Source organism: bacterium (assembly GCA_016124905.1).
In the GTDB taxonomy this organism is placed as follows: Bacteria; Pseudomonadota; Alphaproteobacteria; order Rickettsiales; family RI-342; genus RI-342.
This window is the reverse complement of the sequence record WGMV01000040.1, coordinates 35,655-59,134: the sequence shown is the minus strand read 5'-3', so window position 1 is coordinate 59,134 and position 23,480 is coordinate 35,655. Positions and strand designations below refer to the sequence as shown.

Genomic DNA, 23,480 nt, shown 5'->3' with positions numbered 1-23,480 from the left:
TAGGAGTCTGGACCGTGTCTCAGTTCCAGTGTGGCTGATCGTCCTCTCAGACCAGCTAAAGATCGTAGCCTTGGTGAGCCATTACCTCACCAACTAGCTAATCTTACGCGGGCTCATCTGATAGCGAAAAACTTTCCTCCGAAGAGCGTATACGGTATTAGCGGTCGTTTCCAACCGTTATTCCGTACTATCAGGTAGATTCCCACGCGTTACTCACCCGTGCGCCACTAGGTATTGCTACCCCGTTCGACTTGCATGTGTTAGGCCTGCCGCCAGCGTTCGCTCTGAGCCAGGATCAAACTCTCAAGTTTTGCTTGAGTGCTAAAGCTAGGCTTTAGCTAATTTGATCTGTCCCTTTAACGTCACAACTAGTTGCTTCATTAGAATCAACAGATATATGCATATACATGTATCTTTTTGTTGTGATGAGGGACGTTGTTTGTCACAACCGCAAACCACCGCTTGGCGGTGATATTGCCCACCTCATCACTAACATCTGTTTCACAATGTCAAAGAGCTCTCGGGAGGGGCTTCCTCTCCGGCCCGCTTCGCTTGTTTCGTCGCGGCGGGATGGGCTATGTACCCTAGGGCCCTTTGCCTGTCAACGACGAAAAATAAAAAAAGTATAAAAAAATTCCGGCCATTGAAAATAAAAGAAAATTATCCGGTCGGAAGGCAGCGCATCTGCCGGGCTAATGGAACGGGCAGGCGGTTGCGGATGCTTTTTTGCCCCCTCACGGGTCATTCGGGGCGATTTCTTCCGCCCGCCGCAGGCATCCGGCACATGGTCCGGCAGATGGATGGATGAAACATGTGGGCGTATTTACTTGGCAAACGTGGCGTTTTTGATAACGTGCCCGCATTAAAACCGAACACCATAAACAAGAAGAGGGTGTCCCATGCGTACTCATCATTATGCCATCCGCTTGCTTCTGACGGCGCTGCTGGCGGGGTCCACCCTGTCCGTCGTTGGATGCGCCGACAAGAAAATCAAAAAAGAGACCAATTACCCGGACGACCCGGATAATATCCGCAAATCCCGCAACGGCTCGCTCATCAGCGAGGAGGGCGGGTTTTCGCTTTTCGGCAGCGGCTCCAAGGATGACGCCCAGGCCGCCGGTGCGGGGGGCATCCCCGTCAACAGCTTCCTCTGGCGCGGCGCGCTGGACACGCTCTCCTTCATGCCTATCCTTTCCACCGATCCCTTCGGCGGCGTGATCGCGACCGACTGGTACGCCCCCACCACCGAAAGCACCGAGCGCTTCAAGCTTAACGTGCTTATCCTTTCGGCCACGCTGCGTGCCGACGGCGTGCGGGTCACGGCCTTCCGCCAGGAAAAACAGCCAAACGGCACCTGGAAGGACGCCCCCTCCAACCCCAAAGTTGCGCGTGAATTCGAAGACCTCATCCTCACCCGCGCGCGTGAGCTGCGCGTGGCGTCGGAAAAGAAATAGCCATCCCCGTAACCAACAAAAAAGGCGGCCACCGGCCGCCTTTTTCATAAGCGCGGCTATTTTTAGCCAATGGAAGCGGTTTGTTTCAACGTATCTTCCAGCCGTTTGGTCTGATCTGGGGTGAGGTCAAACAGGTCGACAAAATCATCCACCAGAAATCCTGGATTGACCGTAATCCCATCATTCAGCAAATGCTGCCCGCAGGCGATGAGCTGGTTCATTTCAGCGTCCGTATCCACCACGCCATTGGCGCCGGAGCCATTACCGGCGGACCATTCCAGAACCCCCATTGCAACGGTCTTCATGCGTGCAAGCCTGTCCTCAGGGATAGCGATCTCGCTGTCATGTTCCTTGGCCACCATGGAAAGGTTGTTAAGCAAAATGGCAAATTGCTGGGTGGCCATATCAGGGTGATCGGTCCAGTTATTGGCGGCGGCATAATAACTATAGCCTTCGGCATAATTCACAATGGATGTGCCCTCATGGTAATCATATTGCACATCCTCTCCGGCCGTGGTGCCAGAGGGCGTGATTTCATCGTAATTATCGCGCATGCCTTTCAGGTAATATTGCTCGCCCGAGACAAAATCATCCGTCACCACGCCGGTGAACATGGCCGTCACATAATTCTGCTGCAATCTGTAGAGAAATGTGTTGCGCTGGGTCGGGTCAGTCCAGTCGATGCTGTCCATATCCATCCTATCAAGGATGCTTTGATAAACCCAGTTCACCATTTGCTTCTGGTCGCCGGTGGCAATGATTTCGGCAGGCACGCCGGCTGCCTGAGCAGCGGCATCACGAATGGTTGCGTTCGTGCTGAAAATGCCGCCATGCTCGCCAGCAAGCGCATCGGGGCCATATGTCTTCAGAAGATAGCTGACGGCCTGATTATAAGCGGCCAGGGCTTCATAGGTTGCCAGTTCATTGGCTATCTGCCGTACGGTCATTTCTGTATCTCCCGGAAAAATCGTTCCGGTATGAATACGAAAAAACGGTGACAGATTTGTTACAAAGCCCTAGGAAAGGTCGATATCAGCTTCCAGTGACACAGCTAATCGCTCGGTTTGGTCGGGATTGAGTTTGAACATCTCCTGAGCCGCATTCACCATATCCTCGCTCCGATCGACAATGCCGTCTTGCAGCAGGTCTTTGGCGCACTGGATAACGGCATTTAATTCGTCATCCGTATCGATGCTGCCGTTACCGGCACTGCCGGCAAATGCTTCAGCTCGTCGTATCATTGAGGAAGACCAATCCCGAGGGCGATCATCTATGAAACTCTCGGTCGCCAAAACAACACCTTGAAGCAAATCGGTATAAGAGTTGTCAAAATGATGCTCGGCGGCTTGGTAGGCTGCATAATCACCAGAGTTCAGGTCAGCAGAATGGGATGCTTCATCGAATGCAGCCTGAACCTGGCCTGTATGATAGGTTTCTCCTGACAAAAAGCCTGAGGTATCGAGTTCAGGAAATGCTGCCGCCGCGAAAGCATGGCGAAAATCGCTCAAGAATTGGTTGCGTTCATCCGGGTTGTCCCAGTCAACCGTTAAGGCTTGTTGATGCCAGTCATTCAAAAATTGACGTTTAAACTGGTCTAACCGGTCATTCCGGTCACCGGTCAAGCCGCTTGCTGCCTGAGATTGAACGGCGTAATCATGGCTGTAAATGCCAGATTCAGGGGAAGACAAAAATAACGCGCCATATTGATTTTCTAAGGTCGCAAAGGCCTGCTGTTGGACGGCATTCAGCTCCGCATTCAGCAGCTGATGAATAGTGGGACTAGGCATGGTTTATTCTCGCAGTAATGGATACACGCAGAAAACTAACAAAGGACGATGACATCGTGATGACGATGCATCGCACGGTCCAGCGGCCGTTTTCCCCAATGAATCTTGCACAACAGCGCCAAATCGTTAAAAACACCGGGTAACCCTCACAGATTGGTTAACTTCATGCAGCTGCCCGAACGCTATAACCCCCTCGAATCCGAACCGAGCTGGCAAAAAGCCTGGGAAAAAGCCGGGGTATTCAACACGCCCGCGCCGTCTGCGCGCCCGAAATATTACGTGCTGGAAATGCTACCCTACCCAAGCGGCAAGCTGCATATGGGCCATTTGCGCAACTACACGCTCGGCGATGTGCTCGCCCGGTTCCTCACCATGAACGGCCATGACGTGCTTCACCCCATGGGCTGGGACGCCTTCGGCCTGCCTGCGGAAAACGCCGCCATCCAGAACAAAACCCACCCGGCCACCTGGACCTACGCCAACATCGCCGACATGCGCCAGAAGCTGAAGGAAATCGGCTTCTCCTACGACTGGAATAAGGAAGTCGCCACCTGCTCGCCGGATTACTATCGCCACGAACAAAGCTTCTTCCTTGATTTCCTGGAGAAGGGCCTCGCCTACAAAAAAGAATCCTGGGTCAACTGGGACCCCGTCGACAATACCGTGCTTGCCAACGAGCAGGTCGTCGATGGTCGCGGCTGGCGCAGCGGTGCGGTGGTGGAACGCCGCCTGATGAACCAGTGGTTCCTCAAAATCACCCATTACGCGCAGGAACTTCTCGATGCCGTGGATAATGACCTGACCGACTGGCCCGAATCCGTCCGCACCATGCAGCGCCGCTGGATCGGCCGCAGCGAAGGCGCGCACATGACCTTTGAATTCACCGATGGCAGCCGCGCACCGCTCCCCATCTACACCACCCGCCCCGATACGCTCTGGGGCGCCAGCTTCGTCGCCATCTCGCCCGATCACCCCATCGCCGCCGAACTGGCGAAATCAGATGAAAAACTCACCGCCTTCATCGCCGAATGCCGCCAGCTCGGCACGGCGGAAGAAGCCATCGACACCGCCGAAAAAGTCGGCCACAAAACCCCGCTCAAACTCAAGCACCCGCTGGATGCGAGCATCGAGCTCCCGCTCTATGTCGCCAATTACATCCTCATGGATTACGGCACCGGCGCCATCTTCGGCTGCCCCGCGCACGATGCGCGCGACCTGGAATTCGCCCGCCGCTATAGCCTCCCGGTCATTCCCGTCGTCGCCCCCGAAGGCGTCGCCGAAATGACCATCAACGAGGACCCTTTCCTCGGCGCGGGCCGGCTCATCAACTCACGCGACTGGAACGGCCTCACGGTTGAGGAAGGCAAAAAAACCGCCATCGCCGCGCTGAAAAAAGCGGGCAGGGGCGAAAGCCAGATCAACTTCCGCCTGCGCGACTGGGGCGTTTCCCGTCAGCGCTACTGGGGCTGCCCCATTCCCGTCATCAACTGCCCGAGCTGCGGTACCGTGCCGGTGCCCAAAAACCAGCTCCCGGTAACATTGCCCGAGGACGTGAATTTCGACACCCCCGGCAACCCGCTCGACCGTCATCCCACCTGGAAGCATGTCGACTGCCCAAAATGCTCTGGCAAGGCCACACGCGAGACAGACACGTTCGACACCTTCTTCGAATCCTCCTGGTACTTCCTCCGCTACACCGACCCCTCCACCAGCGAGCCGCTGAACAAAAAGGAAGTCGAGCGCTGGAACCCGGTGGATTGCTACATCGGCGGCATCGAACACGCCGTGCTGCACCTTCTCTACGCCCGCTTCTTCATCAAAGCCCTGCGCGACACCGGCCACATCAGTTTCAGCGAACCTTTCAAAAAACTCGTCACCCAGGGCATGGTCACGCACGAGACGTACAAAGACGCCAACGGCCAATGGTGCTACCCTGAGGAGGTCGTGAAATCCGCCGACGGCAAATGGCAGACGGAATCCGGCACGCCGGTGACCATCGGCCGCTCCGAGAAAATGAGCAAATCCAAAAAGAACACCGTGGAGCCGGACCGCATCGTCAAAGCCTATGGCGCCGACACCGCCCGCCTCTTCATGCTCTCCGACAGCCCGCCCGAGCGCGACCTGGAATGGACCGAAGCCGGCGTCGACGGCGCATGGCGCTACATGGGCCGCCTCTGGCGCCTGGTACGCGAGGCACAACCCCTCATCACCGGCAGCGATGCCCATGATGCATCCGATGCACCCGCCCTGGCGCTGCGCAAACTCACCCACAAAACGCTCCATCAGGTCGCGCAGGATATCCCTGCCTTCCGCATGAACCGCGCCGTGGCCCGCATCCGCGAACTCTCCAACGCCATTGAAGGTTTCAAGGCCGAAACCCCCGCTCAGAAAGCCGCGCTGAAAGAGTCCATTAACGCCGTCATCCACCTCATCGCCCCCATGATGCACCACCTGGCCGAAAGCTTATGGCAGGCTGTGGACGGTAAAGGCTTCATCTGCCAGCAGCCATGGCCCACGGTCGATATGGCCCTCGTCGCCGACGATGTCGTCACCCTCGCCGTACAGGTCAACGGCAAGCTCCGCGGCACCATCGAATGCGCCAAGGACGCCAGCGAGGCCGACGTCAAACCCGCCGCGCTCGAACTCGCCGATGTGCAACGCGCCATCGACGGCAAACAGCTGCGCAAGGTCATCTACGTTCCCGGCCGCATCCTGAACCTCGTTGCCGCATAGTTCCACGATGGTTGCTGTTCAGCATGATCCGTTCAGCGAACTGCGCCCCTTACTGAAGCTCTATGTCGATGCCAATTTCACCAACGCTGACTGCGCATTGGCAACATGCGACAGCCTGCTCACCTTCATTGCCATGCAGGAGCAGGGCCGCGCCTTTGAGCCGGAATTTCTAGGCCTCGGCAATGAAGCGGTTGTCGCCGGGCTGGACAAGCAAACAGCCGTGCGCTTCGCCTTCAATCCGCTGGATGATTTTGTGCCCGGGCAGCATTGTGCCTTCAGGCCGCCTTTGTCCCAGGTGGTGCCTGCCCATCTCACCATCATGGTGGAGCAGGGCGTGGTGGAATTCATGAACAACCTTCGCCATCACCCTGCCGTGACCTTGCTGGATGAAACGCCGCCGGTGCTTTTATGGTGGGAGCTTTTCTGCTCCATGTGGCGGCAGCGCCATTTTTGCAGCGCCGGACAGGACAGCAATTACATCATCGTCGAAACCGAGGATGAATCCACCCTCTATGTGCTGGACAATGACGGCATGATGTCGCTCGATGAAATGACCGATGAAGAGATATACGGGCTATTCGATTCTATTAAAGAGGGCAGCTTTTCCGTGGATGTTTTTGGCGAGGAATGGGAGGAGCTTCAGGAAACCCATCCGCTGCAGTCCGCCTATTGGCGCCATCTGTCCGATCTGCTGCACCAGTTCCCAAAAGATTTCTCGGAGCCGCATTACAAGGAGATGTGCCGGTTGCTAGATGAGGCTTCCCTTACCGTGCAAGACATGGAAAAATGGCAGCGCATCGCCGCGCAAACCGGGGTGTTCGAAACGACCAGCCTGATCGAGGCGGTGCGCCCGGAACTGGACCGGCTGGCGGCAAGGATGAACGAGGTGGAATGTTAGGAATGGCCATGGTTACACGGATGATGAAATACACGGCCATCATGGCATGCCTGATGCTGACGGCCTGCGACGTACGCCCCCTCTACGGCTCCCGCCAGGATATCGGCGGCGGCACCTCCTTTATGGAAGCCATTGACGTCAATACGCCGGATACGCGCGAAGGTCAGCTGATGCGCCGCTACATGCGTGAGGCGCTGGGCGTGGACCGCGCGGTGCAGAAGGATTTCACGCTGCAGGTGGTTCCTACTGTCAGCAAGCTGACGGCCCGCATTGATGAGCGCGGCCTTGTCGGGCGTTATTCCGTCAGCGTGGCATGCGCCTACACGCTTACCCGTCTTTCCGACCATAAACAGCTGACCATGGGTAGCGCCCGCGCCCTCTCCAGCTACGATGTCGCGCTGGAGGATTTCGCCACCACCATGGCCGAGCGTGATGCCACCGAGCGCGCCATCGCCGAATGCGCCCAAATCATCCGCTTGCGCCTGGCCAATCGCGACTACAGCAAGCAGCCGAATGCGAAAGCCGCCGCCACGCCGGAAATCGCCGAAACCCCGGTGACGCATCAATGAAATGGAACCCCAACGATATCGGCCAGCTTCCGGCACGCCTGAAACAATCGCCGGTGCGCTGCTTTCTGCTGCACGGCAACGATGCATCCCGCCAGCAGGCGGTTGGGGCGGATATCGTCGCCCATCTGAAGAACCTGCATAAGGACCTGGAGCATCAGCGCCTGGACGCGGGCGCGGTGATGAAGGGCAACCCTTTCCTGGGCGATCTGCTCGCCAGCGGTTCGCTCTTTGGCGGCACCAGCCTGTATGACATCACCGGCGCGGGCGAAACCTTCCGCGAAACGCTCGAAGCCGCCGATCTCGCCAAAACCTCCCATTTCCTCCTCATCCGCGTGGATGAAAGCCTCACCAAAACCTCCAAGTTCGGCCAGTGGGCGGAAAAGGAACCCGCCATCGCCATCATCGGCTGCTATGCGCCAGAGATGGGCGACATGGCCGCCATGCTAAGGCACGAAGCCGCCAATGTCGGCCTGGTGCTGGACCGCGACGCCGCCACCTACCTTGCCGGGCAAATGGCCGGTGATTCCATGGCCGTCCGCATGGAAATGGAAAAGCTCCTGCTCTTTAAGGGCGGCCCCGGCAACATATCGCTGGAGGAGGTCAAACTCGCCGTCCCAAGCTACGAGCACGACAGCGCCGATGCCCTTCTTTCCGCCCTCTTGCGCCGCGATTTCGCTAAACTCACCCACCAGCTCAACCTGCTGGAAGCCGAACAGACCAGCGCCGTCAGCGTCCATCGCCAGCTGGCAGGCAACGTGCTGCGCCTCATTGCCGTGCGTCAGGCATTGGATGCGGGCATGGGCATGGAGCAGGCCGCCATGAAGGCCCGCCCGCCCTTTTTCTTCAAACAGCAGGATTTATTAAAAGCCACCATGCGCGGCTGGTCATTGCAGGATCTCATCTCGCTCATGCAATCCCTGCTCGCCATGGAAGCCGACGTGAAAATGAACGCCAACCAGGCCTACGCCCTGCTGCTGCACAAGCTCGCCCAGCCGCGGGCGGCTTAGCGGTCAAAGCATTCGGGAAACGGCGGATTGCTCAACATTGCTGAGGCCGGTGAACCGCTGCCACATGGCCAGCATTTCACCGATGAGAGATGTATCAACATCCCGCCCGTAGCTCTGGCTCAGGATGCGGCATGTTTCCTCTTTGGCCATATTCGCAACGGTCTCGTCCGCGCCTGTGCGTAAAAGCGTGCGGGCAAACTGGGTGATTTCCTCCAGCGCATCCAGCCGGATGGGAATGCCTGCCTGTTTCAGGCCGAAGATATCAAACGCGCAATGCGGCCCCGCATTATCGGGGTTGTAAAGGGAATCATAGGCAAATCCTGCGCGATAGCGAACCAGAAGCTCGTCCATATCCGCGTAACGCTGGCCATAAACCCCTGCGCCGTCATAGCGAATGGCGGTATAGGTTCCAACCGGCCTGTCAAACAGCGCATATCCGTCTTTAAAGGATGTGTAGAGCTCATTGGCCTGCCCGGCGATGACATTGCCATACCTGAGGGTGTTCATGGGGTTGGGGCTCGGCTCCCAGCGACGGATGCCATGCTCTTTGAATGCATGCTCCAACTCCGTCAGAAACTGAATGAAAGAAACCTTGGGGCGGATTCCTTCATCATTCAGGGATTGATTCTCATAGAAGGTGAAATGTTTGCCGGCCTGCCATGTCTGGTCGGGGTCGGAGATTTCTTCCAGAGTGCCGACCCTCACGGCCTTGGCATTGAGGCCATATTTCAAAATCAACGGAACAGCCAGGTTAAGCGCCGCTTCCATATCGTCCGGATGAACGGACACATGGGCTTTCCAGCCGGAGACCATGGGCCTTCCGCCGATGGGGTGTTTCGCGCTGAAATTGATGTAATTTGCGCCATTCTGGCCCTCCGCCACGGTAATAGCGGTTACCTGATCGGAAAGGGGTACCTGACGCGCGCCCGGTGCGCTGAATGCCTGATAGTCGAACATGCAAAACCCGTGATGAATAACATCCCGAGTTCTACCATCGCTTTGTTAAGCTTTTGCGAAAACGTTCTTTTTACAGCTCTCCTGCGGCCACCACCATGTCCCAGGTCAAGGGAATCTCCCCATCCTCCTCATGCTGATGGAAGAATCTCTCCATGCTGGCCAGGGCCGCATCCCGGCTGGTCGGGCCGCTCATCCAGTCTGCCAGGCTGGAAATGGATGCCAGATAGGCAATGAACCGCTCGAAGGAGAAATGGATCACCGGCTGGTTTTTCTCATAAAAGCTCGGCGTGATATAGGCCTCGATATAGCGGTCCACATGGCTTTGCCGGGTGGAGGCGAATTGCGTCGGCGCTTCGGAATAGTCAGGGCATTCCTTCGTCAGCACCGCATGCAGCTTTTGGGTGATCTCCGCATCGGGCGAAATGATGGAGGAAAGCCCGAGCAGCCATCCGCTCGGGGCCAGCGCGCGTCGCATTTCCGGCTTGGCCTTGGCGGGGTCAAACCAGTGCAGCGCGTTCGCCACCCCGATCAGGTGCACGCTCTGGTCTTCCAGTGGCAGCTTTTCCGCCGTACCGGGCTTAATGGCAACCGTCGTGATGCCTTCCACCTGCAACCGGTCTGCCAATGCGCCGCGCATGGCATCGTTCGGTTCAATCGCCGTCACCTGATAGCCCAGCTTCGCCAGTGGCACCGTCAGGTTGCCCGTGCCGGCGGCCACGTCCGCCACGGCGGAATCCGGCGGCACCTTCATATGCGCCAGCCAGCGTCCCACCTCCGGCGTTTCCAGCATCACCCGGCCTTTTTGATAATGCGCCACTTGGCGGCCGAAAATCTCTTTGGGGTCGAAAAGCGTGGTATCGTGCGAGGCCATATGCATCTCCTATGCAGCCTCTCTGCGCCTTTTCGGATAAAAAAACAATCAAAATCGGTTAATAGAAATTAATACACATATAATATGTGAATTACAGGCGGCGACTGGCGCGTATCGCCAGGTTGGTAATGGCGCTCACAACCCCATGCAACACAGGGTAAGCAACGGCCCCCTGCGCCCCTTCCTCCAGCCCCGTGTCATGATGCTCCAGCTCGTCGGCCTGAAACTTCGCCAGCTGCTGTTTCAGCTCAGGGCTGGCGGCGTCCATTTTTTCCAGCTGCTCGCCATAATGCTGGCCGATCACCTCTTCCACCGCCACCGTGCAGGCCATCGCTGCCTTGGGCCCAAGCGCTGCCGTGGCCGCGCCCAGCAAAAACCCGCCCACATGCCACAGGGGCTGCAAGGCGGTGGGGCGGATGCGCTGCGCGGGCAGGGCCTTGTTGAAATAATCCAGATGCATGCGTTCCTGTTCCAGCATTTGCTCAATCAGCTTCACCGCCTTGCGGCTTTCCGGGTCTTTCCGCCGCCGCAGCGCCGCCAGCTGGCCCTTGTAAATCCGCACCGCGCCATATTCCCCTGCCTGGTTGACGCGCATCATCCGGTGCAGGTATTCCTTGCCATCGGCATCGCCGGGCTGTGGGGGGAGTTGGCTCATCAATAAAACGTCCTGTTCATGCTGTCGGTACGGTTCCAGAAGCCCCGCAATGCCGCCGTCGCCCAGAAGGCCATCACCAGCACGAACACCGCGTTCCAGCTCGCCAGCGACCAGCCGAAGAACACCGCCGTCGGCTGATCGCACGAAACCAGCGGCGCGGCCATAATGGCGGCCCTCATTGCCTCCAGCGAGCTGGTATCGCCGCTTTGCGCCACGCAGCCGCTTTCGGTAATCCACCCCATCTCAATGCCCACATGGTAGGCCGCCAGCCCCACGCCCACCCACATGCTGAGCGCAATGGCCGCCAGCGCCGCGCGCCGCACGCCCGGCTGCGCGGTGGCGCAGCTGCCCAGAAGCGCGGCAATGCCCGCCACGGCATAGGGAATGCGCTCTTTCAAACACATGGCGCACGGGGCAAACCCAAAGCCATATTGCAGCACATAGGCCGCCAGCAATGCCCCGAGCGAAACCACGCCCAAGGCCCGCAGCACATGCCGCGCCGGCCATTGACGGATGGATTGCAACCGTTTGTGTGTGTTCCACATGGGCGGTTATCATAATCCTGCGGAGGATAGAGAAAAGAAAAATCAATGCCCGAACGAGTTATGCCTGTGGAGCAAACAATTCACGCGCATGGGCCTCGGCGCCGGCCAGGTTTATGATCACTCCCTCAAACGCATAGCTCTGAAGGTAATATTCGATCGATGAAACATCGATCAGCGTATGCGCATGCGTCTGGTTGTAGGCGGCGATGGCTTCCGGGTGGTTGCGCATGATGGTAACGATGGATTCCAGGCGTTCCTGAACCTGTTTCATCAACGCGCCCGCATAACGATAGCGCATGGAAAAATCCTCGTGGATGCTTTTTATCACCTGCTCCATATCATCAGCCCCATCAATTTTGCCGATGCTTCCGAAAACCCCATACAAAGGGTCGTCGCTGATGAGGAAATCCTGTGCGTAATCGATCAATTTCAAGCAAGGATTATCGATGGCGTGATTAAGAGCGGCCAACTCCGAAAGATCGGGGGTCTCGCCTTTGCTGGACCAGTCGCTGTGAAAATGGAAAAGCGCAGCCGACAGGGCATGCACGGCATGGTGGATTTGTCCCATCTGATAGGTGATGGCGGCACTCTGGTGCATCAGTTTCAATAATGCGGCTTCGTGGTCCACGGGATTCTCTCGGTTTCTCAGTGCTTTTATCCGTGTTTTATTACGCAGGCGTGACAAATGCCTTTGGTGACAAAACAATGGAAAACAATGCGTAAATACGTTAATCCCTGTGGCTCGCACTTTTACGGAACCCTTTATGTCCAACGCCGCAGCCGCCATGCCCATTGACTCCGCCCCCGATGCCGAAAGCCTGAAACAGGAAGCCCTTTCCCAGGTGCAATTCGCCGCCAGCCTTGATGCGCTGGAGCAGGTACGCGTCGCCGTGCTCGGCAAAAAGGGCAGCCTCTCGCTTGCCATGGGCCAGCTTGGCCGCATGCCGCCGGAAGAGCGCAAGACATTCGGTGCCTCCATCAATGCCGCAAAACAGGCCGTGGAAGAAGCCCTCGCCACCCGCAAGCAGGCGCTGGAAGCCAGCGAGATGGAAGCCCGCCTGAAAACCGAGATCGCCGACATCTCGCTTGCCGTGCGGCCGGAGGCCAAAGGCGCCATCCACCCCATCAGCAAGGTGATGACCGAGATCCAGGAAATCTTCGCCGATATGGGTTTCGCCGTGGCGCTCGGCCCGGATATCGAGACGGACTGGTACAATTTCACCGCCCTCAACATCCCGCCGGAACACCCCGCCCGCCAGATGCACGACACCTTCTACCTGCAGGGCGAGGAGGGCAACCGTCCCGTGCTGCGCACCCACACCTCCCCGGTGCAGATCCGCGCCATGCAGGCCGGCCAGCCGCCCATTCGCATCATCGCCCCCGGCAACACCTACCGGGCGGATAGCGACGCCACCCACACTCCCATGTTCCACCAGGTGGAGGGCATCGTCATCGACAAGGGCATCCACATGGGCCACCTCAAGGGCTGCCTGGAGGGCTTCCTGAAGCGCTTTTTCGGCCTGGAGACCGTGCCGCTCCGTTTCCGCCCGAGTTTCTTCCCCTTCACCGAACCTTCCGCCGAAGTTGATATCGGCTGCAAGCGCGGCCCCGATGGCGTCGATGTCGGCAAGGGCACCGACTGGCTGGAAATCCTCGGCTGCGGCATGATTCATCCAGTAGTCCTGAAGAACGGCGGCATCGACCCCGCCGACTACAGCGGCTTCGCCTTCGGCATGGGCGTGGAGCGCCTCGCCATGCTCAAATACGGCATGGCCGACCTCCGCCTCTTCTTCGAAGGCGATCTCCGCTGGCTCCAGCATTACGGCTTTTCTCCGCTGAGCTGACACGATGGACAAAACGGTCTTCCAGCTTTTTGAGATCAAAAAAGCCTGCCCCGGTACGGAACAGGCAAGCTTTCGCGTGTCCGCGCATTACACGCGCGCCAATCCGTTTGAGGGCGAGCATGCCACCGTGATTTTTGAGCTGCACAGCCACTATGATCTGAACGCGGAGGATGTGGAATGCCTCAACAGCATCGCCACGGAGAATGATTCCGCGGGGTTGCTGATGCCGGGCGACGGGCTGATGGCCTATTTGGGCAAGATGCGAAAATGCGCGGAGGATGGAAAAATCACCGACCCGCTTTTTGCAAAGCGCCTGATGCCCCTCATGCACATGATCCACATAAACATCGCCCCCCTGTTTGATGCCGCTGCAAAGGCCCCGAGCATGAACCTGGCCTATTGCGGCGGTGTCGGCAGGAATGACACGGCTGGCGGCATCGGGTCCTCCACAACGCTGTGGATTGAGATTCCCTGTGGGGAAGCTGATAAACAGGTGCTGACATCCCCATACCAGCAAAGCACGGGCGCGGAGGCATTGGGGATCGTGGTGGATGCGCTCCTTTCCGGTTTGGTGCAGGCGGGCTTTGTTGACGAAGCGGAAAAAGAGCGCGCCATGAATCAGGCAACCTTGCGCAATGATGCAGGGCTGTTGATGACACTGAATGGCTCGGTTGAACGCGCCGGCATGCGAATATTAAACTAAAGGCTTGTTATGAAATTCACCCTCTCCTGGCTCAAATCCCACCTCGATACCACGGCATCGCTGAACGAGATCTGCGACCGCCTCACCGCCATCGGGCTGGAAGTGGAAAGCCTCGACGACAAGGGCGCAGCCCTCAAGCCCTTCGTGATTGCTGAAATCCGCGAAGCCACCCGCCATCCGGAAGCCACCAAGCTGCAAATCTGCCGCGTGTTCGACGGCACCGAGGAACACCAGGTCATCTGCGGCGCCGCCAACGCGCGCGCGGGCCTGAAGGTGGTCATGGCCCCCATCGGCACGGTGATCCCCAATGGCGGTCTGGTCATTCAGAAAGCCAAAATCCGCGGTGTGGAAAGCTGCGGCATGCTCTGCTCCGAGGAAGAACTCGGCCTGGCCGATGAAAGCGAAGGCATCATCGAGCTCCCCGCCGATGCCCCCGTCGGCAAGCACTACGCCGAATGGGCGGGCCTCGACGACGCCGTCATCGAGATCAACCTCACCCCCAACCGTGGCGACTGCACCGGCGTGCATGGTGTGGCGCGCGACCTCGCCGCCAGCGGCCTCGGCACGCTCAAGCCGCTGGAGATTCCTTCCATCGATGCCAAGGCAACCAGCAGCGCCCGCGTCACCATCGCCCCCGGCTCCCATGCCTGCCGCCAGTTCCTCGGCCGCGCCATCCTCAACGTGAAAAACGGCCCGTCCCCTGCCTGGCTGCAAAACCGCCTGAAAGCCATCGGCCAGCGCCCCATCTCCGCGCTGGTGGACATTACCAATTACCTCTCCATCGATCTCGGTCGCCCCGCGCATGTCTATGATCTGGACAAGCTGAACGGCAACCTCACCACCCGCACCGCCAAATCCGGCGAAACGCTTCTTGCCCTCAACGGCAGGGAATACGCCCTCGACGAAACCCACAGCGTGATTGCCGACGACAAGGGCCCCGTCGGCGTCGCGGGCATCATCGGCGGCGAACTCAGCGGCTGCACGGACGACACGAAAAACGTCTTCCTCGAAATCGCCTGGTTCGATCCCGCCCAGGTCGCTCTCAGCGGTCGATCGTTACAAATCGACAGCGACGCCCGCTACCGCTTTGAACGCGGCGTGGACCCCGCCTTCCTGCCGGGTGCGGAAGCCATTGCCGCCAGCCTCATCCTCAAACTCTGCGGCGGCGAACCCGCTCCCCGCGTCGATGCGGGCCAAAGCGCCTTCAGCGCCCGCGTCATCGCCTTCAACCCGGAAATGATCGAATCCCTCGGCGGCGTGAAACTGGATTCCGACACCGCCAAATCCATCCTGCAGAAACTCGGCTTCAGCATTTCGGGCAGCAGCGAATGGCAGGTCACCGTGCCATCCTGGCGCCGCGATGTGGAAGGCCAGGCCGACCTGGTGGAAGAAATCGTCCGCATCCACGGTTATCAACACATTCCCGCCACCGACCTGCCGCCCGTGCCCGTCACCGCGCTACCCGGCCTGCCGCTTCCGCTGGAGCGCGCCGCCAAGGCGCGCGATGCGCTTGCCACGCGAGGCCTGCTGGAAGCCTACAGCTTCTCCTTCCTTCATCAGCCGGTGGCTGAACTCTTCGGCGGTGGGCAGAAGGAACTGCAACTGCTCAACCCCATCTCCAGCGAGCTGGGCACCATGCGGACCAACCTGCTGCCCAATCTGCTCGACATGGTCCGCCGCAACATCGAGCGCGGCTTCGACCATATCGGCCTGTGCGAGGTCGGCCTCATTTTCGCCAACCCCTCGCCCGAAGGCCAAAGCACGGTGGCCACCGGCGTGCGCTCCGGCCCCTACGTGGATGCCAGCCCGCATGCCGATGCGCGCGAGGCCGACCTGTTCGATGCCAAGGCCGATGCCCTGGCCGTGCTGGAAGCCGCAGGCGCCCCGGTCGCCAGCCTGCAGATTTCCCGCAATGTCCCGTCCTGGTACCATCCCGGCCGCGCCGGTGCTCTCACGCTCGGCAAGCAGGTGCTCGCCTATTTCGGCGAACTGCACCCCGGCACGCTGAAACAGCTGGACATCAAGCAGCGCGTGGTTGCCTTCGAGGTCATGCTCGACACCATCCCCGCGCCGCGCCGCGCCAGCAGCACCAAGCCGGCTTACAGGACCAACGACCTTCAGCCCGTGCAGCGCGACTATTCCTTCCTGATGCCCGAAACCAGCCTCTCCGGCCTCTTGATTTCCGCCATGGAAAAATCAGACAGGCAGCATGTGAAGAATGTCTCGGTGCTTTCCTGCTATCAGGATGCCGCCTTAAAGGCCGAAGGCATAGTCTCCATCGCGCTCCGCGTCACCTACCAGCCGCAAACCGCCACCTTCACCGATGCCGATATCGACGGCTTAAGCAAAGCCGCCATCCAGGCTGCGCTCAGTGTCTCCGGCTGCCGCATGAGCCCCGCGCTGGAAGCCTTCGTGAAGCAAAAGGGAATTGCGATTACGGTCTAAAGTCCGTGAGGGATAAGGTGTTGCTCAAGCCCGCGCGCGCGAAACTGTTCGGCCTCAGCAACGGCAACCAGACCAGACATCATCGAGCCCATGAAGGTTGCGGCATCGTAATCGACACCGTTTATGAGCATGTGGGTGGTAAGTTCAGATTGCATGATGGCGGCATCGCCCATCACATAGTCATTTAAGGCGCCTTCTTCGGCAATAATACCTTCTGCCTTAACAAAGGAATCCGTAATCAGGCGGGCAACCCCTTCCACCAGTTGTGGCGAATCATGGAAATTCTCGGACACATCGCCGATCATACCGGCAATCTGTTCTTTTACAGGCTCCAGAGCTTCAATATAACCGGCAATGAGCTTTGAATCGGTCGTAATAAAGCCTGAAGTCGCCTTCTCTCTCTCGCTGTCTATACTGTATTGCAGATTCACAACCCGTTGTCTTAATTCGGCAACCAGTTCATCATTCGGCTGATCGCTCTGTTCTGCCTCGTTCAGACGCGCTTGCGCAATCTCTAGATTCGCTTCGCGGCGGGCCATGGAATATGCACGAGAATTCTCAATGTGATGGTTATATGCTTCAGCGGCACGCTGGCATTGTTCCACATTATAATCGGTCAATAACAGGGCTACTTCACATCCAACGCGCGCATTCTTGCCGAGCAGGGTCGAAACCCCATGGTCGCTGATGCCAAGTTCATTAATAATATAGTCAACGGCTGGTTTCAGGCTATCTGATGCATTAAAGGCGGAAACCATAGCTGTTCTCCTTAAGTTCAGGAAAACATAGCAAAAAAACCCGTCAGATTTATTAATGGTTTGTGACGGCTATTTTACAATTTTCGCATCGCCATAGCCGCTTCGCAGCATGTAATTCTTCAAATCAGCAGCCTGCATCTTGGTGCTGGTGACCCGGATGCGCCAGAAAGGCTTGCCGTTCACATTCACCTGTTTCACCTCCACATCGCCCAGTTCGGCCAGTTTATAGGCCGCCTGTTCGGCATTATGCTGGTTGCTGAAGGACCCCGCCTGCACTACGGATTGCCCGCTGAACCCCGTCGGCGCCGTGGCGGCCTGCGGGGCATAATCCGGGGCGGGGGTGCCCCTGACCGGGGGCGGGGTGAAAGGCTGCGCCGTGGCGGCATTCTGCCCGGCCTGCGGGGCGATGGAATCATCCAGGTTGCCGCCGTCATTCAACGCGTGCTGCTCAGGCATGGCCTGTCGTGCCTCGGCCTGGCTGCTCAGCGGCGCCTGCCAGTCCTCCACCGGGGCCACCAGCCCTTCGGGCGAGGGCGTGACCATGGTCGTCGTGGTCGTGGTGGTGGTCGTTACGGATGAAGCGGCCGCCTCATCCAGCGCTGGCGGCATATCGTCGCTCACCGCAATGCTCGTCAGCGGTGCGCTGCGTTCCGTCGGGCCGCCGTTATTATCCGCCAGCATCACTTCCTTGGGCTGCTTCATCGCCAGGCGGGACCACATTTGGCGCGTCTCGTCATCCAGATATTCCACCCGCACATGCGCGGTGCCGGTGCGCACCATGTCCAGCGCCTGCGCCGCCTCGTGCGAAAGATCGATGATACGGTTACGCGCAAACGGCCCGCGGTCATTGATGCGCGCCACAATGTTGCGCCCATTATCCAGGTTCGTCACCTTCACCAGCGAGGGCAGGGGCAGCGTGGTATGCGCCGCCGTGTAATCATGCTTGTTATATTCCTCGCCATTGGCCGTCGCCCCACCATGGAAACCCGGGCCATACCAGGAGGCAATGCCCTCTTCCACATAGTTCGGGTCATACACCGGCGTATAGGTGCGCCCGTTCACCCGGTAGGAATCCCCAACCTTCACCGCCGCCGGAATTTTCCCCTGATTTCTCAGCTTGGCCGTGTAATCCACCAGCTCCGCCGTGTTCGGCGTATGGTCCCACGGCCTGTTCTCCGCGCACGCCGCCAGCAGCACCAGCCCCACGGTGCTGAGCATCAGCCGCAACTGCCGCAGATACGGGGGCGCTGCCCCCACGCCCCCGGCAAGGGTCGAGGACCCTTGCATCCCAGGACTGGCCTTGTCTTTCCCCCTCTGGGGGAAAACAAGGCCAGTATCGGGGTTCAGGGGCACTAGGCCCTTGACGGAGCGCGAGGCAGAGCCTCGCATATGGCAGTTGCGGTTCATGGCGTCAGTTCCGTAAGGCATCGGCCAGCTGGCCAACGGCGGTGGCGAAGAAGGTGGAGCGGTTCCATTTCATGATCACGTCGTAATTGGCCGTGGTGATGAAGGCGGTGTCCGACCCGCGCGGGATGACGATGGAGGTAAGCCCTTCGCCTTTCAGCGGGCTTCCGTCGGCAAGGGTCACGCCGAGGGCGGCCCATGCGTTGAGGGATTTCTTGGTGGTGCGGCCTTCCAGGTCCATGTTGAAATTGGCGGGCAGCTTCACGGCTGCGCCCCAGCTCACATTGCCGTTCCAGCCGGATTTGGAGAGGTAATTGGCAATGGAGGCAAACACATCCGGCTCGCTGCTCCAGATGTTCTTGTGCCCGTCGCCGTCAAAATCCACCGCCATGGCGCGGAAGGAAGACGGCATGAACTGGCATTGTCCCATCGCCCCTGCCCAGGACCCGATCATCTCATGCGGCGGGATATGCCCTTCATTGAGGATTTCCAGCGAATGCATCAGCTCGGTGCGGAAGAAATCCGCGCGCCTGCCTTCAAACGCCAGCGTGGCCAGCGCATGCGGAATTTCGTAATTCCCCGTCACCTTGCCATAGCTGGTTTCAATGCCCCACAGCGCCACGATATATTCCGGCTGCACGCCGAACTGGCGGCTGATCCGCTCAAGCAGGCCGCGGTTTTGCGACATCAGCGCGCGCCCTTCCTGGATGCGCTTGTCGGTAATCACATTGGTGCGGTATTGCGGCCAGTCGATCGTGCCTTCCGGCTGCTTACGGTCCAGCCGCACCACTTTTTCGATCGGCTCATTAAAATCATCGAACGCCGCGGCGATGATCTCTTTACGGATACCGCGCCCGGCGGCTTCCTTCTTCACGCCAATCAACCAGGTGTCGAAATTACCGGGCAGGGCGATGGTCTCTTCGGATGGATAAACGGTTTTACTCGCCTGCGGGCTCGGCGCATGCGTCACGCGGCGGCTGGGCGATTGGTTGGCTTCCGCGCCAGGCTCGCTGGCGCAACCGGCCAGCATCATGATCAGACTTCCAGCCCAATAGCGTAAACGCATCCGTTCCCCCTAATTAACCATCACAACATGCCGTGGTTTTGGAGTCGGGTCAATAAGGGCGAGGAGAAATAACCAATCACAAAAGGTTAAAGAATTTATGTTTTGATGGGGCCATCAGAAAGACAGCATATGACACTCATTGATGAGAAAAAAGCGAGGCTGAGGGAGTATTTCAGCCACAGCGTAGTGGAATCCCTCCACAATCTTGGTCTGCCGCCGGAATTCAGGGAGGCTCAGCCTTCCAGCCTGGCTGACATCTGGGCCGCGCGTCTAGACGAGTGGCTGCGCGGCGCATCGGACCAGGGGACGTTGGATGAGATGCTTCACCTGCTGACCGAAACCGTGCCGGACTTTATTGACGACATGAAGGTGGAACACCGTGCGGTTGACTGGCTGCTGGATTCAACCGAAGGCGCCGTGGCGCTGATGGGGCCTTATGCGCTCAAATTCAGTTACGGCGCCGGGAGTGTGGGTTTCTTTAAAACCAAGGCGCTTGAGCTGCTGGACAGGCCGCCCATTGCGCCCGTCGTGCAATCCTATGGGGCATTTTATTTCAGCCATCGCGGCCTTCGCCTCACGGATGCGCAAGAAATGCCCAGCCACCAGAAACAGGGCGCATTGCGTGTTGAAATCATGCCCAATCTTAATTGGCCAAGCTGGTATCAAACCCAGCAGCCGGGCCAGCCGCAGGTAGAATTGGTCGGCATTTATTCCCCAGCGCTCCGCACAAGCCTTCCAGACAATTATGACAGCAGCAACCTGCACGGAACCGACATCATCGAGGCCTATGGCATACATAGCCGCGACGCGACCCATATCGGCAATCATGCCATCTTTCGGGTGGATGGCCGCCTGGTGGAATTGGTCCTCGATGCCGGAGGGGCCGAGCCGCTTCTCCGCACGGAAGAGATACGGCAACAAGCCCAAAGCGCTCCGTTCAGACAATATCTGGAGGACATCCGCGTGATTCAGGAATCCGTCTTCGGGTTTGGCGGACTGAATTATGATCCGCTGAATTTTCATTGCCGTGAAGAAGGCAGAGACGGCACCATTCCATGTCCCGTCATCTCGCTTGCGGATAAGGAGCAGGAGCGCGGCCTGGATTTCTGGCCACCACTCAAATAGCCTCAACGCATATGCAGCACGCACACCAGCGTGAATAACCGCCGCGCCGTCTCAAAATTCAGCCACACGCGTGGGTAAAGCAGCTCTTTGAGCAGTTCGGAGCCTTCGTTATGCACCCCGCGCCGTCCCATGTCGATGGCCTCCACCTGCACATGGTTGCCGCTCTGGATGGCGTTGGTATAGCTGTCGCAGATCATGAAATAATCCTTGATGATCGTGCGCAGCTGCCGCACCGGCAGGGCCACGCGCATGCCGTCCGGCTGGGTGTCGGATGAGATGTCGAAATTCAGCTTGCTGTCTTCCGTCACCGAAATCTGCACATCAAACGGCCCGTCGAACAGGGGCGTCTCAAGCCCGTCCTCACGCGGAAAAAACCGGTTATCCTCCAGCAGGTCGGCCACGGCCACCTGCCGCTCGCGCTCAATCTCCGGGCGGCGCGCCTGCAGGCTCGCTTCGTCCAGCACTATCCGGCGAATCCGCCGCGCCCATTCTTCCGCACTATGCACCATAAGTCGCTCGTATGTGACGCAGGACGCTGTCCTGCACCTGACAGGGGTCCAGACCCCTGTACTCCTTATTTCTTTATAAATACCCCTTAAAATAAAGGGGTATTTATAAAGAAACCCGGGTTCCAAGGGCCAAGGCCCTTGGCCGGGGTGCGGGGGCAGCGCCCCCGCGTCAATTACATCCGCCCGCGCCGAATCGCCACCGACCGCCGGTGCGCATCCAGCGTTTCCGCGCTGGCCAGAATCTCCGCATGATGCCCGGTCGCACGCGTGGCTTCTTCGCTATAACCGATCAGGCTGCTCCGCTTGATGAAATCAAACACCGAAAGCCCGCTGGAAAACCGCGCCGCGCCCGAGGTCGGCAGCACATGGCTCGGCCCGGCGATGTAATCCCCCAGTGCCTCCGGCGTATACCGCCCGAGGAAAATCGCCCCTGCATGCCGTATATGCGGAATCACCTCCTCGATATTCTCCAGCGCCAGCTCCAGATGTTCAGTGGCGATCATGTTGGCGATATGCGCGCCTTCCACCCAGTTCTGCACCAGGATGATCGCGCCGTGGTTCTGGATGCTCTCTTTAGCGATTGCTGCGCGGGGCAGGGTGTTGAGTTCCGTATCAATCGCGCCGCGCACCTCATTGGCAAACGTCGCATCGTCGGTGATGAGAATCGCCGCCGCCTTCGTGTCATGCTCCGCCTGGCTCAACAGGTCGCACGCAATCCAGCGCGGGTCGTTCTGGTTATCCGCCATCACCAGAATTTCCGACGGCCCGGCGATCGTATCGATCCCGACCAGTCCGAATAACTGCCGCTTGGCCTCTGCCACATAGGCGTTTCCCGGCCCGACGATCTTATCCACCGCCTGAATGCTTGCGGTACCATAGGCCAGTGCTGCGCAGGCCTGCGCCCCGCCAATGGTGTGGATCTCCTCCACCCCTGCAATCCGCGCCGCCACCAGCACCGCGTCGCTTAATTTCCCATCCGGCGCGGGCACGGTCATCACCAGCCGCTTCACCCCCGCCACCTTGGCCGGGATGGCGTTCATCAGCACCGAGCTCGGATAGCTCGCTGTGCCCCCCGGCACATACAGCCCGACCGAATCCAGCGCCGTACAGCGCCAGCCGAGCGTCACGCCCGCCTTATCTTCATAAATCACGTCATGCGGCATCATGCGCTGATGATAATCATAGATGCGCTGCGCCGCCTCATGCAGCGAGGCTTCCACCTCGCTCAGGATATGCGCCTTGGCCATCTGCTTTTCGGAAATCCGGTAGCTGCCATCCTTCGGCTCCAGCCGGTCGAACTGGCGGGTATAATCCGCCACCGCCTCATCGCCGCGCTGCTTCACGTCCTGAAGGATGCCCCGCACCCGGTCCACCACATTCTGGTCAAACGGCTCATCCCGGTGAAGCAGCGCCTTCAGCTTGGCGGCAAAATCCACATCCTTGGTGGAAAGCCTATGCACGCTGCTTCTCCACCGCATCCCGCACGTGGCTTACCAGCGTGTGCATTTCTTTCGCCCGCGTTTTGAACGCCGTGCGATTGACGATCAGCCGCGAGGAAACCTGCGCCAACACCTTCTCTTCCACCAGCCCGTTGGCCTTCAGCGTGCCGCCCGTGCTAACCAGGTCCACGATATGCGTCGAAAGCCCAAGAATCGGCGCCAGCTCAATCGCCCCGTTCAGCTTGATGCATTCCGCCTGAATGCCCATCTCGGCAAAATAGCTACGCGTGATGTTGGGGTATTTCGTCGCCACGCGGATGTGCGACAGCCGGTCATAATCCACCTCCGGCGCATCCACCTTGCCCGCCAGCGACACCCGGCATGTGCCGATGCCCAGATCCACCGGCGCATAAATATCCGGGTAATCGAATTCCGCCAGCACGTCGCTCCCGCAAATGCCGATATGCGCCGCGCCGAATGCCACAAAACTCGCCACATCGAACGACCGCACGCGGATCAGCTCAATCAGCGTGTGATTGCTGCCAAACCGCAGCCGCCGGTCATCCTCGTCGAAAAACGCGTCTTCCGGCTTCAGCCCGATGGCCGCCATCACCGGCCGCAATTCCTTCAGGATGCGCCCCTTAGGCACGGCGATAACGAGCGGTTGGTCGATGGCAAGCGTTACCACGCGGGGCCTCAGCTTTTGGTGTG

The 23,480-nt window shown here is 58.9% G+C and carries 21 protein-coding genes, 1 rRNA gene and 1 pseudogene; 9 read left to right on the top strand and 14 right to left on the bottom strand.

Annotation, left to right across the window (positions count from 1 at the left end):
• Nucleotides 1-311: ribosomal RNA gene (locus tag GC177_10160) — 16S ribosomal RNA — on the bottom strand; the annotation flags it as partial.
• A 588-nt stretch (nt 312-899) separates the two neighbouring features.
• On the opposite strand from GC177_10160, the gene GC177_10155 reads away from it, so the two are divergent.
• Nucleotides 900-1,454, top strand: coding sequence for a DUF3576 domain-containing protein (locus GC177_10155; protein ID MBI1276315.1), 555 nt, complete (start codon nt 900-902; stop codon nt 1,452-1,454).
• A gap of 62 nt (nt 1,455-1,516) precedes the next feature.
• Here the strand turns inward: GC177_10155 and GC177_10150 are convergent, their stop codons facing one another.
• Together GC177_10150 and GC177_10145 are read right to left on the bottom strand one after the other, a co-directional pair.
• Nucleotides 1,517-2,401 (bottom strand): hypothetical protein, encoded by an 885-nt coding sequence (locus tag GC177_10150; protein ID MBI1276314.1) that lies wholly within the window; start codon nt 2,399-2,401, stop codon nt 1,517-1,519.
• Between the two features lie 69 nt (nt 2,402-2,470).
• Nucleotides 2,471-3,241 (bottom strand): hypothetical protein, encoded by a 771-nt coding sequence (locus tag GC177_10145; GenBank protein MBI1276313.1) that lies wholly within the window; start codon nt 3,239-3,241, stop codon nt 2,471-2,473.
• A gap of 165 nt (nt 3,242-3,406) precedes the next feature.
• On the opposite strand from GC177_10145, the gene GC177_10140 reads away from it, so the two are divergent.
• The 4 genes from GC177_10140 to holA are packed head-to-tail and all read left to right on the top strand — an operon-like array spanning nt 3,407 to nt 8,448.
• Entirely contained in the window at nt 3,407-5,974 is a 2,568-nt protein-coding gene (locus GC177_10140; GenBank protein MBI1276312.1) for a leucine--tRNA ligase, read from the top strand.
• Between the two features lie 7 nt (nt 5,975-5,981).
• Nucleotides 5,982-6,872, top strand: a complete 891-nt coding sequence (locus GC177_10135) for a hypothetical protein (protein ID MBI1276311.1) — start codon at nt 5,982-5,984, stop codon at nt 6,870-6,872.
• Entirely contained in the window at nt 6,761-7,441 is a 681-nt protein-coding gene (locus GC177_10130; GenBank protein MBI1276310.1) for a hypothetical protein, read from the top strand. Before GC177_10135 ends, GC177_10130 begins: the two co-directional genes overlap by 112 nt.
• A complete protein-coding gene (holA, locus tag GC177_10125) occupies nt 7,330-8,448 on the top strand; it encodes a DNA polymerase III subunit delta (protein ID MBI1276309.1) in 1,119 nt (372 codons plus the stop codon). Before GC177_10130 ends, holA begins: the two co-directional genes overlap by 112 nt.
• Nucleotides 8,449-8,451: 3 nt before the next feature.
• Here holA and GC177_10120 read toward each other — a convergent pair whose 3' ends face one another.
• The 5 genes from GC177_10120 to GC177_10100 form a co-directional block, all read right to left on the bottom strand.
• Nucleotides 8,452-9,405 (bottom strand): hypothetical protein, encoded by a 954-nt coding sequence (locus tag GC177_10120; GenBank protein ID MBI1276308.1) that lies wholly within the window; start codon nt 9,403-9,405, stop codon nt 8,452-8,454.
• Nucleotides 9,406-9,475: 70 nt separating this feature from the next.
• Nucleotides 9,476-10,282, bottom strand: coding sequence for a methyltransferase domain-containing protein (locus GC177_10115; protein ID MBI1276307.1), 807 nt, complete (start codon nt 10,280-10,282; stop codon nt 9,476-9,478).
• Between the two features lie 85 nt (nt 10,283-10,367).
• The gene (locus GC177_10110; GenBank protein ID MBI1276306.1) at nt 10,368-10,931 is read right to left on the bottom strand and encodes a demethoxyubiquinone hydroxylase family protein; all 564 of its coding nucleotides are present in this window, start codon (nt 10,929-10,931) and stop codon (nt 10,368-10,370) included.
• On the bottom strand, nt 10,931-11,476 hold the full coding sequence (locus GC177_10105; protein MBI1276305.1) for a disulfide bond formation protein B: 546 nt from the start codon (nt 11,474-11,476) through the stop codon (nt 10,931-10,933). The genes GC177_10110 and GC177_10105 overlap by 1 nt, the downstream gene beginning before the upstream one ends.
• Before the next feature lie 58 nt (nt 11,477-11,534).
• Nucleotides 11,535-12,104 carry a hypothetical protein gene (locus GC177_10100; GenBank protein MBI1276304.1) on the bottom strand — a complete coding sequence of 190 codons (570 nt, stop codon included), beginning with the start codon at nt 12,102-12,104 and terminating at the stop codon, nt 11,535-11,537.
• Nucleotides 12,105-12,261: 157 nt separating this feature from the next.
• Here GC177_10100 and pheS point away from each other — a divergent pair, with 157 nt between their 5' ends.
• From pheS to GC177_10085, 3 genes are read left to right on the top strand one after another with little or no spacing between them, the layout of a single operon-like run.
• Nucleotides 12,262-13,320, top strand: a complete 1,059-nt coding sequence (gene pheS, locus GC177_10095; protein MBI1276303.1) for a phenylalanine--tRNA ligase subunit alpha — start codon at nt 12,262-12,264, stop codon at nt 13,318-13,320.
• 4 nt (nt 13,321-13,324) lie between these two features.
• Nucleotides 13,325-14,023, top strand: a complete 699-nt coding sequence (locus tag GC177_10090; protein MBI1276302.1) for a hypothetical protein — start codon at nt 13,325-13,327, stop codon at nt 14,021-14,023.
• Between the two features lie 9 nt (nt 14,024-14,032).
• Nucleotides 14,033-16,468 (top strand): phenylalanine--tRNA ligase subunit beta, encoded by a 2,436-nt coding sequence (locus GC177_10085; GenBank protein MBI1276301.1) that lies wholly within the window; start codon nt 14,033-14,035, stop codon nt 16,466-16,468.
• Here GC177_10085 and GC177_10080 read toward each other — a convergent pair.
• From GC177_10080 to GC177_10070, 3 genes and pseudogenes are all read right to left on the bottom strand, one after another.
• Entirely contained in the window at nt 16,465-17,226 is a 762-nt protein-coding gene (locus GC177_10080; protein ID MBI1276300.1) for a hypothetical protein, read from the bottom strand. The genes GC177_10085 and GC177_10080 overlap by 4 nt on opposite strands.
• A 717-nt stretch (nt 17,227-17,943) precedes the next feature.
• A pseudogene (locus GC177_10075) lies at nt 17,944-18,444 on the bottom strand (septal ring lytic transglycosylase RlpA family protein).
• 193 nt (nt 18,445-18,637) lie between these two features.
• Nucleotides 18,638-19,696, bottom strand: a complete 1,059-nt coding sequence (locus tag GC177_10070) for a lytic murein transglycosylase (GenBank protein ID MBI1276299.1) — start codon at nt 19,694-19,696, stop codon at nt 18,638-18,640.
• A gap of 129 nt (nt 19,697-19,825) precedes the next feature.
• Here GC177_10070 and GC177_10065 point away from each other — a divergent pair, with 129 nt between their 5' ends.
• Entirely contained in the window at nt 19,826-20,821 is a 996-nt protein-coding gene (locus tag GC177_10065; protein ID MBI1276298.1) for a hypothetical protein, read from the top strand.
• Between the two features lie 2 nt (nt 20,822-20,823).
• On the opposite strand, the gene GC177_10060 is transcribed toward GC177_10065, so the two are convergent.
• From GC177_10060 to GC177_10050, 3 genes are all read right to left on the bottom strand, one after another.
• Complete coding sequence (locus tag GC177_10060; GenBank protein ID MBI1276297.1) at nt 20,824-21,330, bottom strand: UPF0262 family protein; 507 nt, start codon at nt 21,328-21,330, stop codon at nt 20,824-20,826.
• 173 nt (nt 21,331-21,503) lie between these two features.
• On the bottom strand, nt 21,504-22,808 hold the full coding sequence (gene hisD / locus GC177_10055; GenBank protein MBI1276296.1) for a histidinol dehydrogenase: 1,305 nt from the start codon (nt 22,806-22,808) through the stop codon (nt 21,504-21,506).
• Nucleotides 22,783-23,442, bottom strand: coding sequence for an ATP phosphoribosyltransferase (locus GC177_10050; GenBank protein ID MBI1276295.1), 660 nt, complete (start codon nt 23,440-23,442; stop codon nt 22,783-22,785). The genes hisD and GC177_10050 overlap by 26 nt, the downstream gene beginning before the upstream one ends.
• Between the last annotated feature and the right edge of the window lie 38 nt (nt 23,443-23,480).

Coding starts and splice junctions, on each gene's coding strand:
- GC177_10145 (MBI1276313.1), bottom strand. CDS start 3,241: ATGCCTAGTCCCACTATTCATCAGCTGCTGAATGCGGAGCTGAATGCC.
- GC177_10080 (MBI1276300.1), bottom strand. CDS start 17,226: ATGGTTTCCGCCTTTAATGCATCAGATAGCCTGAAACCAGCCGTTGAC.
- GC177_10065 (MBI1276298.1), top strand. CDS start 19,826: ATGACACTCATTGATGAGAAAAAAGCGAGGCTGAGGGAGTATTTCAGC.
- GC177_10140 (MBI1276312.1), top strand. CDS start 3,407: ATGCAGCTGCCCGAACGCTATAACCCCCTCGAATCCGAACCGAGCTGG.
- GC177_10135 (MBI1276311.1), top strand. CDS start 5,982: ATGGTTGCTGTTCAGCATGATCCGTTCAGCGAACTGCGCCCCTTACTG.
- GC177_10085 (MBI1276301.1), top strand. CDS start 14,033: ATGAAATTCACCCTCTCCTGGCTCAAATCCCACCTCGATACCACGGCA.
- holA (MBI1276309.1), top strand. CDS start 7,330: ATGCGCCCAAATCATCCGCTTGCGCCTGGCCAATCGCGACTACAGCAA.
- GC177_10060 (MBI1276297.1), bottom strand. CDS start 21,330: ATGGTGCATAGTGCGGAAGAATGGGCGCGGCGGATTCGCCGGATAGTG.
- pheS (MBI1276303.1), top strand. CDS start 12,262: ATGCCCATTGACTCCGCCCCCGATGCCGAAAGCCTGAAACAGGAAGCC.
- GC177_10110 (MBI1276306.1), bottom strand. CDS start 10,931: ATGAGCCAACTCCCCCCACAGCCCGGCGATGCCGATGGCAAGGAATAC.
- GC177_10070 (MBI1276299.1), bottom strand. CDS start 19,696: ATGCGTTTACGCTATTGGGCTGGAAGTCTGATCATGATGCTGGCCGGT.
- GC177_10105 (MBI1276305.1), bottom strand. CDS start 11,476: ATGTGGAACACACACAAACGGTTGCAATCCATCCGTCAATGGCCGGCG.
- GC177_10155 (MBI1276315.1), top strand. CDS start 900: ATGCGTACTCATCATTATGCCATCCGCTTGCTTCTGACGGCGCTGCTG.
- hisD (MBI1276296.1), bottom strand. CDS start 22,808: ATGCGGTGGAGAAGCAGCGTGCATAGGCTTTCCACCAAGGATGTGGAT.
- GC177_10150 (MBI1276314.1), bottom strand. CDS start 2,401: ATGACCGTACGGCAGATAGCCAATGAACTGGCAACCTATGAAGCCCTG.
- GC177_10130 (MBI1276310.1), top strand. CDS start 6,761: ATGGCAGCGCATCGCCGCGCAAACCGGGGTGTTCGAAACGACCAGCCT.
- GC177_10120 (MBI1276308.1), bottom strand. CDS start 9,405: ATGTTCGACTATCAGGCATTCAGCGCACCGGGCGCGCGTCAGGTACCC.
- GC177_10090 (MBI1276302.1), top strand. CDS start 13,325: ATGGACAAAACGGTCTTCCAGCTTTTTGAGATCAAAAAAGCCTGCCCC.
- GC177_10115 (MBI1276307.1), bottom strand. CDS start 10,282: ATGCATATGGCCTCGCACGATACCACGCTTTTCGACCCCAAAGAGATT.